A 13,030-nucleotide genomic window follows, 5' to 3' on the forward strand; every position below is an offset into this window, starting at 1 on the left:
TGAACGGACGCCCCCACGGTCCGCGCCCCGCCACCACGCTCTGCCAGCTTCATATGCGACATTTCCACGACGGCGACGTCATCGTCGTGGAGCCGTTTCGCGCCACCGCTTTTCCGATCATACGCGACCTCGTCGTGGATCGCTCCGCGCTCGACCGCATCATCCAAGCCGGGGGATACGTCTCGGTGCGGACCGGCCAAGCTCCCGACGCCAACGCCATCCCCATCCCCAAAAAACGCGCCGAAGCCGCATTCCGATCCGCGGAATGCATCGGCTGCGGCGCGTGCACTGCGGCGTGTCCGAATGCGTCCGCGAGCCTCTTCGCGGCGGCCAAAATCGGGCAACTCGCCGCGCTGCCACAAGGACATCCCGAACGGGAACAACGCGTCCGGTCCATGGCGCGCCGGATGGACGAGGAAGGTTTCGGGCCGTGCTCGAAACACTACGAATGCCATGCCGTATGTCCCAAGCAGGTCGGCGTCGAAAACATCACCACGATGAATCGCGAAAACCTGAGAGCCGCTTTTATACGTTCGTGAGGGGGGCGCTTCGCTTTTCTCGCCACGCAGGGAACAAGTGGACGCGAGGGGCCGCGTGGTCTTCACCCAAAAAATAAAACCTTTTACACGTCCATCCCGTCCACGCAATCCTCGGCGCCCATAAGACAAGCAGGGGCTTTCTTCCATTGCCTTCATCACGCGCATTCTCGCATGCGTGGCGGATAATGGTAATATGGGGATGTAAACCGCAACCGGAAAGGAGGAACTATCTATGCGCCGTGCCATTCTGTCGTTCATCGTGTTTCTTCTGTGTTTCTGTTGCATGGGCGCGTTTGCGGAAACGCCGATCCAAGGCGCGATGAACCGGGTCCTTGCCCGAATGGGCGACGCGCTGACCGGGGAGCAACTCATGAAAGCGGACGCGGCCGTCATCGCCCCCTTCATTACGGACGAGGATCGCCGCGTGTTCGCAACCGAATACTGGCGATTCGACGCGAACGTGCCGGTCGTGGTTTCGGTGCTGCGCGATGAAAAACAACCCGTTGCGCCGTTCTGGCTGGAAGAGGCCGGCTTCAACAAAACAAATCTCAAGGCGCGCAACGAGGAATACACCTACGAAGTCTGGCAAAAAGCCTTCGACGCCGGCCGCATCGGCCTTGGCATCAACGGTTTCGATAAACACCGTCCGCATTACTTCGTCGTCGTGGGACCGCAACGCCCCGGCGACAAGGTTATCTTGACCCGATTCTTTCCGGCGGATCAGCAGATATTCGAGATGAAACCGGGATCTTATACCTATCACGACTGGCCGGATCTCGTGCTAACGGATGTGCCGGACGAACTGAAAGGGCAAATTCTCCTGCCGACCATTCGCGGACGGGCCCGTGAAGCGCATCTGATCGGCGCCTTTCGCCAGACTCCCTATCCGTCCACGGAAAAGCCTGACCACGTCCTGCTTACTTGGAATGGCGACCCCCGAACGACGCAAGCTATCCAATGGCGATGCAAATCGCCCGGCGGAACCGTTCGCTACCGCGAGGCCGGCGCGGAAAACGACGCGCCGTGGATTGAAGTCAAACCCGCCTGCCGACCCCTGGTGGATCGGCTCATCCTGAACGATCGCGAGACGTATCGCTGCACAGCCGTGCTGGACGGACTGAAGCCGGGAACACGGTATGCCTATTCGATTGAACCGGCAGGCGTATCCGCCGATTTCACGACCGCTCCGGCCGGAGGCGATCCGTTTACTTTTTTCTGGCTGAGCGACACGCACAACAATCCCGTCACCGGCGACCTGCTTGCGGCGGGCCTCGCGAAGTGTCCCAAACCGGCGTTCTGCACCATTTCCGGCGATTTGGTCGGAACGGGCCAGCATCGCGACGACTGGGATTGTCTGTTCAACCATGCCGCCGCGTTCACGCCGCGCTTCCCCGTCATGCCCTCGATGGGCAATCACGACAATATTGACGGCATGGGACCGGAATTGTACTGCGCGATGTTCGCGCTGCCCGCGAACGGTCCCGCCGGACTCGAAACGGGGCGCGCCTACAGTTTCCAATACGGCGACGCGCTGTTTCTCATGCCCGACGTCACCGCGCCCGTTGAAATGCAGGCGCCGTGGATCGAACGACAACTGCAAGGGAAGACTACGGCATGGACCTTCGCGGTCTTGCATTTCCCCCCCTACGCGCCGGACGACGAAAACCCGGAAATCGTCGAGAATTGGCTCCCGCTGTTCGATGCCCATCACGTGGATTTCGTGTTGACCGGCCACGTTCATAACTATCTGCGCACGTATCCAATGAAGGCCGGCCAACGGGTCGAGTCAACCCGGGACGGAACCATTTACTGTATTACCGTGTCCGTCGGCGGAAGGCCGCAGGCGATACCGAAACCCGAATACGCCGCCGTGTTCGACGCCTCCGGCACGCCGCTCTGCGTGGCGTTCCAAGTGGATTCCCGTACGGTCACGTCCCGCGCGTTCGACAAGTCCGGCAAAATCGTGGACGAATATACCGTTGCCAAGTAATGGCACTTGAGAGTACCGAATTCCCGGGGCTTGTTTCAGTCTGAAATCTCCCAAGAATGGGTGTTTTTCTGGTTGAACGGGTTCTGGAATGGTATTGAAGCGTCAATCATGGAGTGCCGGCATGGCAGATACAAGGGCGAATGCGTGGGACAGGCTGTCCAGCCTGTCTGTCCACGGACATGGCGTGGCTTCAAAAAAGACAGACTGGACAGTCTGTCCTACGCTCCGCGCCCAAAGGACTTCCTTTACGTGTTCGGAACAGGTGATCCATGCATGAACTCGGCCCTCTCAAGTAATGGCAAAAAAAGTTGTATTATAGAAATGGCCTGTATATTCTTGACGCGGTCCATGGCGCAAAAACACACATTTCAAGGTGCGGTGAAATGAAGAAACAAATCCTGCTGGGTCTCGGCGCCGCGTTCCTCACCATTGTTGCCCTTCTTTGCGCCGCATTTGTATGGACGTTTCGCGTGCACCGCGTCGTTTTTCCAAAGGAGTCTATTTCCGACGCCCAGTGGCAAGAGTATCTTGCCGCGCCGCAAAAAACGGAAACGACCTTGAAAGTGCTGACGTGGAATATTCAGATGCTGCCCGTCATGCTGTCTCCCTTCAGCGAAGACCTGCAGAAACTGCAAGCCATCCGCGCGCCATGTATTGCCGACTCGCTCATCCAGGAAGATTACGATGTCATCTGTTTTCAGGAAGCCTTCGACCAGGAATCGCTGGAAAAACTGAAGGAAAAACTGAAGGACGCCTACCCTTTCATGGTATATCCCCGTTATGCTTCCCGCTGGCGTGCGCTGAGCAACGGCGTTTGGTTCATAAGCCGCGTGCCGATACGATACGTGGATCACGTGACCTATCCCCAATTGCACGGCGTGAACTGGTGGACCTCGAAGGGATGCTGCCTGATTGAAGGCGTGAAGGACGGTCTGCGGTTCCAGATGGCCGGCACCCATTTCCCCACGGGCAAACAAAGCGACAAGGACGCGGCCGTCGAGGCAATCCGCGAACGATTGCTGCCCCTTCGCCAGAATCGCGTGCCCTTCATAGCGCTCGGCGATTTCAACACAGACAAGGGCACGCCGGCCTACGACGCGCTGTTGAAAATCCTCGAATTGCAGGACGCGCCGATAAACGATCCCCGGCCCTATTCGTCCGATCCGGAAAATTCATGGAAAAGAGGGAAAAAAGGCCGGCCCTCGCTTATCGATCACGTCCTGCTCAACCCGAACGGGAGCGGAACCGCATTCGACACACAGACCATTTTCCGTTCCACTTCCTATTATGGCAAAAAACTGATAGACCTCTCCGATTATTACGGCGTCTCGGCGGATATCATCCTGCGGCCCTGACAAGAAATATCAATAAGGCCTCCCTGTTCACTTCGACGCCATTCCATCCCCCTGTCCGTCGCTCTTCCCTTTTTTCTTTCACAGGTTTTTGACCTGTAAATTGGGGATTTTAGCCTCCAAGTAGGAGGCCACCAAACGGCGGTGGCATTTTTCAGGCGTTGGCTCGCTGCAAAGAAGACATCCATAATCGAGAAGATCGGCCGTCAACAGCGTTTCTATTTTCCGCTCCTCAATCAGAGGCAGAAAACACGCCTCATACTCTTCCCAGTCTCCATGCTTCTTCTTGTATTTATCCAGGATCTCCTTGGTCGGCGCGCATTCCGGCACGTGAAGATAATCGGCATTGCATATTTCCCGCAGAAAGAATTTCAAGTCGTCGCGCTTGGCAAATCCGGCCAATTGCGACACGTTGTTCAATCGGATGTCAAGAACACGCCGAACCCGCGATTCACGCAAAACCGTGAAGAAGCGTTCCGCGCCCTTCTTCGTAAAACCGATGGTAAAAAGATGTATGGCCATTCCGTTTCCTCACGGCGCAACGAATTCGTTTTCCGTTTGATATTCCTCGTCATGGTGAAAGGCGATGCGCTCGCCCTGCCGGTCGTAGGCTTCCTCTCTCGTTGAAAAAATCCCGAAAAATTTGTTCGTTTGACAGGGCGACAAGGCCTCTCTATAATCATTGTTCCGGAGGGCGTGGTGCATCCGGGCGAACATCCCAAGGGACAGGTGTTTTCATGAGGCGGTATGAGTAACAGTGACCGGTTTTCCGAAGGTTTGTCGTTCGACGATGTATTGTTGCGTCCGGCGCGTTCGAGCGTGCTTCCGCGGGACGTTGACGTGTCGTCCCGTTTTACGCGCCGGATTCGCCTGAATATCCCCCTGGTCAGCGCGGCGATGGACACGGTGACCGAGGCGCGCCTCGCGATCGCCATCGCGCAGGAAGGCGGTATCGGCGTCATTCATAAAAATCTCGCGATCCGCGATCAGGCCGCCGAAGTGGACCGCGTGAAACGGTCGCAGTCGGGCATCATTACCGATCCGATTACGCTCAGTCCCCATCAAAGCGTCCGGGAAGCCGAAGAACTCATGGGACGCTACCATGTCTCCGGCGTGCCCATCACTGACAAAAACGGCAAACTTGTCGGCATTCTCACCAACCGCGATCTGCGCTTTCTCGTGGATTTCTCGGTGCCCATTGAACAGGTCATGACGCGCACGAATCTGGTGACCGCGCTGCCGGGCACGACGCTCGAGGAGGCCAAGCGCCTCTTGCACGAGCACCGAATAGAAAAACTGCCCATCGTGACCGACGACGGCACGTTGGTGGGACTGATTACCATCAAGGACATCAACAAGGCGCGTGATTTTCCGCGCAGTTGCAAGGATGCGGACGGACGCCTCCGCGTGGCGGCGGCCATTGGAACCGGCGAGGCCGAACTGGAACGCGCCCAGGCGCTGGTCGAGGCGCATGTGGACGTCCTCGTCGTTGACACGGCCCACGGCCATCAGGACATGGCCCTCGACACCGTGCGCATGGTCAAGCACGCGTTTCCGGACGTGGACGTGGTCGCCGGCAATATCGTCACGCCAGAGGCCGCGATGGATTTGATTGAAGCGGGGGCCGATGCCGTCAAGGTGGGCGTGGGGCCCGGCTCGATTTGCACGACGCGCGTTGTGGCCGGCGCCGGCGTGCCGCAGTTCACCGCGATTCTCGACGTCGCGGAGGCCGCCGCAAAGAAAGACGTTCCCGTCATCGCGGACGGCGGCATCAAGTATTCGGGCGACATCACGAAGGCCATCGCGGCGGGGGCCGACACGGTCATGATCGGCAGCCTCTTTGCGGGCACCGAGGAAAGCCCGGGCGACACAATCCTCTACGAGGGTCGCACGTACAAGGTCCATCGTGGCATGGGATCGCTCAAGGCGATGCAGCGAGGCGGCAAGGCGCGCTACATGCAGTTCGACATCGAACAGGCGGCCAAACTCGTACCCGAGGGTGTTGAGGCGCGCGTGCCCTACCGCGGTTCGTTGGCGGAATACGTCCATCAACTCGTCGGCGGCCTGCGGGCCGGCATGGGCTACTGCGGTTGCCGGAACATCCACGAATTGCAGACGCGCACCCAATTCGTGCGCGTGACGGCGTCGGGGCTTCGCGAAAGCCACCCGCACGACGTCACCATTACCGAGGAACCCCCAAATTATCAGGTCATGAGGTAAGCCATGCAGGGAATGGGCCGGCCCGTCGTCGTGCTGGACTTTGGCGCGCAATACAGCAAACTCATCGCCCGCCGCGTCCGCGAAGCCAACGTGTACAGTTTGATTGTCCCCTACAACGCGCCCTTGGACGACCTTCGCGCCCTGAATCCCGCCGGCATCATTTTCAGCGGCGGACCGGCCAGCGTCCATGCGCCGGGCGCGCCCATGCCGGATCCGGGCGTATTCGACATGGGCATTCCCATTCTCGGAATTTGCTACGGCGTGCAACTGTTCGCGCACATGCTCGGTGGAAAGGTGGAGCGATCGGACCGCCGCGAATACGGCATCGCCCATCTGGAAAATAGCGACACATCGGGTTTTCTCGATGGAATAGATCCTCGCACGCAGGTCTGGATGAGCCACGGCGATGCCATTTCGATCATGCCGCCGGGATTTGAGGTCATCGGACGAACCGAAAACTGTCCCTACGCGGCCATCGTCAAGCCGGACGCGCGGTTCTACGGCGTGCAGTTTCATCCCGAAGTCGTCCATACGCCCCAAGGACCGCGCATCCTGTCCAATTTCGTGCATAAAATCTGCGGATGCGCCTCCGACTGGACCATGGGATCCTTTGTGGAACACGCCATAGCCGATATCCGCGCGCGCGTGGGAAGCAAGCGTGTGTTGTGCGGTCTGAGCGGCGGTGTGGATTCGAGCGTCGCCGCCATGCTGATACACCGTGCCATCGGCGACCGGCTCACCTGTGTATTCGTGAACAACGGGCTGCTGCGCAAGGGCGAACCGGAGATGGTCCAAGAAGTGTTTCGCGGACATTTCCACATTGACTTACGCTACGTGGACGCCGAGGCCCGATTTCTTTCCGAGTTGGCGGGGGTCGGCGAACCCGAAGCCAAACGAAAAATAATCGGACGCGTATTTGTCGAGGTGTTCGAGGAAGAAGCGGCTAAATTGGGGCACAACGATTTTCTGGCGCAAGGCACCCTGTACCCGGACGTGATAGAAAGCATGTCCGCGACCGGTGGACCTTCGGCCGTTATCAAAAGCCACCACAATGTGGGCGGTCTGCCGGACATCATGCAATTGGAACTGCTCGAACCCCTTCGGGAATTGTTCAAGGACGAGGTGCGCGCCGTGGGCAAGGAACTCGGCCTGCCGGACGACATCGTATGGCGCCACCCGTTTCCGGGACCAGGGCTTGGCGTGCGATGCATCGGAAACGTGACAAAGGAAAGACTGGACACGCTGCGCGCCGCGGACGCCATTTTTATTGAAGAAATCAAAAAGGCCGGATTGTATCGCGAAATATGGCAGGCGCTCGTTTGTCTATTGCCGGTCAAAAGCGTCGGCGTTCAAGGGGATGAACGCACCTACGAGGAAGTCTGCTCGCTGCGCGCCGTAACCAGCGAGGATGCCATGACCGCCGACTGGTATCGTTTTCCGCCGGAGGTCTTGCAGCGCACCGCCAACCGAATTTGCAACGAAGTCAAGCACATCAACCGCGTGCTATACGACATAACATCAAAACCACCCGGAACCATTGAGTGGGAGTGAAACTTTACGCAAGTTCCTTTTCATTCTTCACGATTTTTGAAACCAACCCGTATTCAAGCGCCTCTTCCGCACTCATCCAAAAGTCGCGGTCGCTGTCTGCGCTGACTTTTTCCAGCGGCTGTCCCGTTTCCCTGGAAATCAGGAGATTGAGCCTTTCGCGGGTTTTGATAATTTGCTGCGCGGTGATACGAATATCCTTTGCTTGACCGCCGGCTCCGCCGCTTGGCTGATGCATCATATACCGTGTATTGGGCAAGGAAAATCTTCTATCATGAGGAACGGAAAGCAAAATGGGAATTCCCATGCTCGCCACGTATCCCGCACCGATAATTGTCAACGGAGCCGTGATGAACTTGAACACATCGTGTATGGCGAATCCAACATCCACCATGCCGCCGGGCGTGGTAAGAATTATGCGGATGGGATCCTGCGATTCGGAATTGAGCAGGACGGCCTGTGCAATGACCCGTTCGGCGAGTTCCTCCTCGATGGGTCCCCCTATGAGAATCGTGCGCACTTTCAAAAGACGATCGAGAATACTCGCATTGGGATTCGGTGAAGATTCAGAACAAGACATGAAACAGTTTCCTTTATCGAAGCATAAACGGTAGGAAAAAATCGCCGGCAAGAAGGACGATTTAATACACTACAGCCGTATCGGCATCACGACATTGGTATAGGTCTCGCTGGCTGCATCGGTACAAGGCTTTATAATGCCCGGACTGGTCGTATCCTTCAGAATCAATGATACCATTTCCGTGTCAATATTGCGGAGTATATCGAGTATAAAATCAGGATTGAATGCGATTTCGACCTGATCGCCATCGTATTCAACGCTTAGTTCTTCCTCGTATTCGCCCACTTCCGGCGTTACAACCTTCAACTGCAAAAGGCCGCTGCTCAATATAAACCGGACATTGTTGAACTTTTCGTTCGTCATCGTCCGCGTACGCCGCACTGCTTCCGTAAAAGCCAACGTATTGATTACCACTTCCTTGTCATGCTTCTTTGGAATGACCACCTCGTAATTTGGAAAGTTTCCCTCAATAATGGCTGTCACGAGCCTTGTATTATTGAACGAGAAAGCCGTTTGCGCTTCGTCAAGATAAACGGAGACTTCGCCTTCCGTGCCGAGCAACCGTTCAAGTTCGCCTATCATTTTGCCGGGTATAATGACTTTAATATTGGCCCCCTCCGGAATGCCTTCACTCTCGGAACAAACACTCATGCGGCGGCCATCCGTCGCCACAACCGTCAATCGTCCTTCTTGGATTTCAAACAGCAATCCCGTAAGATTGTACCTTGCCTGGTCGGTGCAAATAGCAAAAGACGTTTTCAAAAACATCTTCTTGAGCATTTCCTGCGAAAACACGAGTGGTTCTATATTGTCGAATGCACGAATGGGGGGAAATTCCTCCGGAGGCATGCTAAAGAGACGGGTCCTAATCCGTCCGCAACTCAGATGGATTATATTGTTGTCCCCGAGTTCCATCGTGACATCCGCATCGGGCAATTCCGAAAGAATCATTGCCAATCGCTGTGACGAAACTGTAAACGATCCCGGTTCCTCGACCGTACAATCCACCATGCACTCAATGCTGACCTTCAGATCGGTGGCCGAAAGACGAACGGCGCTCTCACACGTTTCCAAGAGGAGATGCGAAAGAATCGGCAGAGCCGTTTTGGAGGACACGACGGTTTTGGCCCGATTGACGTTGTCCAGCAAGTCTTGTCGTGGAATTCGGATTTTCATTTGAGACTCTCCATGCATGCGCTAGGAATTGTTGTCCGTATTATTATCTAGGGTTATATAAAAATCAAGTCTTAGTAATAGTCGTGTTTGTTGAATCGGTTGATATCCGGGCAAGTCGTTGCGTGAAAGCAATTTGGCTTGTTTCTATGTTGACAGTTTTTTCTGACAAATCATCCACGCTGTCCACACCTTTGGATTTCTAAAGAACTTTGAATGGCCTTTCACGGTCTGATGACCGCCAAGAATGTCAATTTTTTTCCATTTATGCACACCTTATACGTAGTTGACGCGCTTTGAAAGTGGAAACCAAGTTTCACGGTTTTAGAACAGGTTATTCACCTTTGCTTCCTCAAGCATTGGAAGGGATTGGGAACTTCTTCAAACAGTTTATCCACAGGTCGTGAAACATTTTTGTTTGAGAATTCAATAAAGTCACCTTTCGATAATGATTCGTATAAATCGTTTATAAACAATGTTTTAGAAAAATATCGACAACGGGCTTTATCGCCGTCTAATTGTCCATAAGTCTTTATATACAAATGAGTTATGGTAAAAAATAAAACATCTTTCATTTCAAGGTAAATGCTTGCGGTTTATAGTTATCCACATCTTATCAACATATAATTTTAGTACGAATATTGATAAATTGAAAATCAAATTCTAATAATTTGCCCGTTCCTCCTGTTTTTCGTTATGGTTGATAAAGCGAGGCAAAGAAGAATTTCAGTTGCATATTACATATAGGAAATGAACATTTATGATTGTGCTTTATAAAGAACCACTTCGTAAATTCTTTATTATGTTGCCGGTGGCGATAATAGCGTTCATCGCTTTCGTCAATTCTTCGTTTGGAGAGAATGAAGGGATGAAACGTATTGTACTTTTCGAGTCAGGTAAAGGAGGTTATGACACTTACCGGATTCCGGCCATTGTCAAAACGACAAAGGGAACATTGCTTGCCTTTTGTGAAGGTCGAAAGAATAGTTCGTCGGATACCGGCAATATTGATCTGTTATTGCAACGAAGCCTTGACAATGGTTTCACGTGGGATGAAACGAAAGTCATTGTTGATGACGGTAACGACACCTGTGGAAATCCCTGTCCCATCGTGGATCAAAAGACCGGAACCCTTGTGCTTTTATTGACGAAGAACAAAGGCCATGAGAACGAATTCCAGATTATAAATGGCACGGCATCGCCACGCACCGTGTGGCTGACCCGAAGCACGGACGACGGCGTTACATGGTCTACGCCATCGAACATCAGTTCGGAGGTTTGCAAACCGGATTTTCGCTGGTATGCGACGGGTCCATGTCACGGGATTCAACTTGCCGGGGGACGTATGGTTGCCCCGTGCGATCACTCGACGGGTCCGGCATTCGACGACATGCATTCGCATGTCATATTCAGCGATGACGGCGGGATGTCTTGGCAAATCGGCGGCATCCTTGATTCGCGCACCAACGAGTGCACCGCGGTCCAATTGGCCGATGGTTCTCTTTATTTGAATATGCGCAACTATCGAAACACGAATCGTCGCGCCGTGTCTGTTAGTTCCGACAACGGCATGACGTGGCAATCTTGTCGCGATGACGAAGCCTTACTCGATCCGGTTTGTCAAGCCAGCGTATTACGATTCAGCATAGAAAAAGACGATGGAAAGAACCGCGTCCTGTTCTCAAATCCCGCCAGCAAGAAACGCGAGAATATGACAGTCCGACTCAGTTATGACGAATGCAGGACATGGCCTGTTTCCAAATCATTGTGGAACGGACCTTCCGCCTATTCTGATCTTGTAGTCACGGCGGATGGAAAGATTGGATGTTTGTTCGAGTGTGGCGTAACGAAACCCTATGAGACAATTACTCTCGCACTGTTTTCACTCGAATGGCTGACCGGCGGCGCGGATAGTCCATGATAGGCCCATCAGCGCAGGGATAATTCCGCAAATACTTTTTGCCAGTTTCCTTGAAAGACTTTTCCTAACTGTATTTCACGGAAAAGCCGTGCGATTGTGGATCCGAGCGGCCCAAAGGATTCAGGAGACTCCGCGCCGACCCACTTTGCGACGAATGGCAGGATCGAATCCAAGTCATCCGTCTCGAGCGAAAGCAGGCCGAACAGGGGCATGTCGGGTTCAATGGACGACGCGTGCATTTCGAGAATAGCTGTTTTTTGGTTGCTAGCCAAGGCTTGAGCCAATCGGCGGCACGATTCCCGCTCGGTTGCAGCAATAGCCACATTCCCAAGGCGTCCCAGGAAAAAATAGGGGGGATAATCGGCGAAGCGTGCGCCGGGGACGTTTGGATCTTCAATCCACGGGGCCGATGACTGTGTCTTTTCAATCATCGCCTTGAGCGAGTCGAATTCCGAAACTTCGGCCAATGCGAACACGCGCGGAGAACCATTCCCGCCGACAATGCCCAGCGCCGTCTCGCCGTTCAGGAAATGAAAAGATCGAAAGAAGCCGATGGGATCGTGGATGTCTTCGGCATGAAAAGGAATCCATCTTTGTCGAAGCAGATCCCGGACGTTTTCCGTCAATTGCAGGCACAAAAAGGCTTGGCATTCTTCAGGCATGAACGCGCCGAGCCGGGCTGGTTTCGCGTTTCCTATAATGGCCGCGTAGCGGGTATGCGCGGAAAGGTCCAGCCATGCGGCAAACTCGATCCCTTTTTCCGTGACATCCAACGTCGAAATACACGGATCGCTTCCCATGGATGCGGCGATCGGATTGTGCAGGACATTGTTCAATCCGGATGGTTTTTTTTCGGCCACTGCGATGCGTCTTAAATATTCGGACAATTCGGGCTGAAGATTGTAGAGGCGATCCAAGCGTGTTGCGCATACCACCGGCCCCGGCGCCTTGGCCGGGCATTCGGGGGCGCCGTACCGTACCGACGCGGGTTTGGATATCCTCTCCAGCGCTTCCCGAAGCATGGGAACGTGGTTGCCAACAAAGAGAAGTTTTCCCGCGACGCCACAGGCCATGCCGTCCGCGTGGATTCGAATGGTAAAATTTTCAACGATTTCTTCGCGGAGAGGTTCTCCGCCGAGCACAATCTCAAGAAGATTTTCCAAGCGGCTCAACGCCAGAGCGGGATCGATGCACCCTATCACGGCCACGGCGTTTATGAAATCGGAGTGGAACCAATTATTGGTATGTTTTCGGTTCGCGCCGGCGGGAAGGGCTTGCCACCATGCCGTGCCCGATTCCGCCAGTTCCGTGACCTTCCGCGCATGCAGGGCCACCGGGGACGGATCGAGAAAAAGTCCGAAAGGCGCGCCGGGATCCAGTCCGTAGGTCTGTAGCATATCCGACAGGGTTTTCTGTTCGGAAAGGCCGCTGTCGCGAAGCCATTGCATGAGGATGCGGGCGGCTCCATCCGCCGGTTCCGTGCCGGGGTCTGAAAACAAACCAGCCAGCAGATGTATTTTCTTCATGAGGTCGTTCATGGGCGGAAAGGCCAGAGACAAGGCGGCTGATTCGGGGGCAAGCCGCAGGATATCCTGCGCGGAAGCAGGCGAAGGTTCGTCTTCACCTTTAGCCGGAAAGACGGCAAGCGCCGTCGAAACGACAAGCGTAACCGCCGCTATCCGCACATAACGTTTTGATCTCATGTAT

At 54.7% G+C, this 13,030-nt stretch carries 10 protein-coding genes; 6 read left to right on the forward strand and 4 right to left on the reverse strand.

The annotated features are described in order from the left end of the window. The 3 genes from P5540_13835 to P5540_13845 all read left to right on the forward strand — a co-directional run. Positions 1-539 (forward strand): succinate dehydrogenase/fumarate reductase iron-sulfur subunit (locus P5540_13835; GenBank protein ID HRT65896.1); only part of this gene is annotated, 539 nt, incomplete at its 5' end. Between the two features lie 232 nt (positions 540-771). Next, the gene (locus tag P5540_13840; GenBank protein HRT65897.1) at positions 772-2,529 is read left to right on the forward strand and encodes a metallophosphoesterase family protein; all 1,758 of its coding nucleotides are present in this window, start codon (positions 772-774) and stop codon (positions 2,527-2,529) included. A gap of 383 nt (positions 2,530-2,912) precedes the next feature. After that, the gene (locus P5540_13845; GenBank protein HRT65898.1) at positions 2,913-3,884 is read left to right on the forward strand and encodes an endonuclease/exonuclease/phosphatase family protein; all 972 of its coding nucleotides are present in this window, start codon (positions 2,913-2,915) and stop codon (positions 3,882-3,884) included. Between the two features lie 78 nt (positions 3,885-3,962). Here P5540_13845 and P5540_13850 read toward each other — a convergent pair whose 3' ends face one another. Next, a complete protein-coding gene (locus P5540_13850; protein ID HRT65899.1) occupies positions 3,963-4,403 on the reverse strand; it encodes a DUF488 domain-containing protein in 441 nt (146 codons plus the stop codon). A 225-nt stretch (positions 4,404-4,628) separates the two neighbouring features. Here P5540_13850 and guaB point away from each other — a divergent pair, with 225 nt between their 5' ends. Together guaB and guaA are read left to right on the forward strand one after the other, a co-directional pair. Then, positions 4,629-6,101 carry an IMP dehydrogenase gene (guaB, locus tag P5540_13855; protein ID HRT65900.1) on the forward strand — a complete coding sequence of 491 codons (1,473 nt, stop codon included), beginning with the start codon at positions 4,629-4,631 and terminating at the stop codon, positions 6,099-6,101. A gap of 3 nt (positions 6,102-6,104) precedes the next feature. Next, on the forward strand, positions 6,105-7,652 hold the full coding sequence (gene guaA / locus P5540_13860; protein ID HRT65901.1) for a glutamine-hydrolyzing GMP synthase: 1,548 nt from the start codon (positions 6,105-6,107) through the stop codon (positions 7,650-7,652). 4 nt (positions 7,653-7,656) lie between these two features. Here the strand turns inward: guaA and P5540_13865 are convergent, their stop codons facing one another. Then, entirely contained in the window at positions 7,657-8,280 is a 624-nt protein-coding gene (locus P5540_13865; GenBank protein ID HRT65902.1) for an ATP-dependent Clp protease proteolytic subunit, read from the reverse strand. Between the two features lie 18 nt (positions 8,281-8,298). Beyond that, positions 8,299-9,405: a DNA polymerase III subunit beta gene (gene dnaN / locus P5540_13870; protein ID HRT65903.1), complete on the reverse strand. Its 1,107-nt coding sequence runs from the start codon at positions 9,403-9,405 to the stop codon at positions 8,299-8,301. 757 nt (positions 9,406-10,162) lie between these two features. Here dnaN and P5540_13875 point away from each other — a divergent pair. Beyond that, the gene (locus P5540_13875; GenBank protein ID HRT65904.1) at positions 10,163-11,323 is read left to right on the forward strand and encodes a sialidase family protein; all 1,161 of its coding nucleotides are present in this window, start codon (positions 10,163-10,165) and stop codon (positions 11,321-11,323) included. A gap of 8 nt (positions 11,324-11,331) precedes the next feature. Here the strand turns inward: P5540_13875 and P5540_13880 are convergent, their stop codons facing one another. Beyond that, positions 11,332-13,026 (reverse strand): hypothetical protein, encoded by a 1,695-nt coding sequence (locus tag P5540_13880; protein ID HRT65905.1) that lies wholly within the window; start codon positions 13,024-13,026, stop codon positions 11,332-11,334. Between the last annotated feature and the right edge of the window lie 4 nt (positions 13,027-13,030).

This window comes from Candidatus Hydrogenedentota bacterium (assembly GCA_035450225.1).
Taxonomy (GTDB): Bacteria; Hydrogenedentota; Hydrogenedentia; order Hydrogenedentales; family SLHB01; genus DSVR01.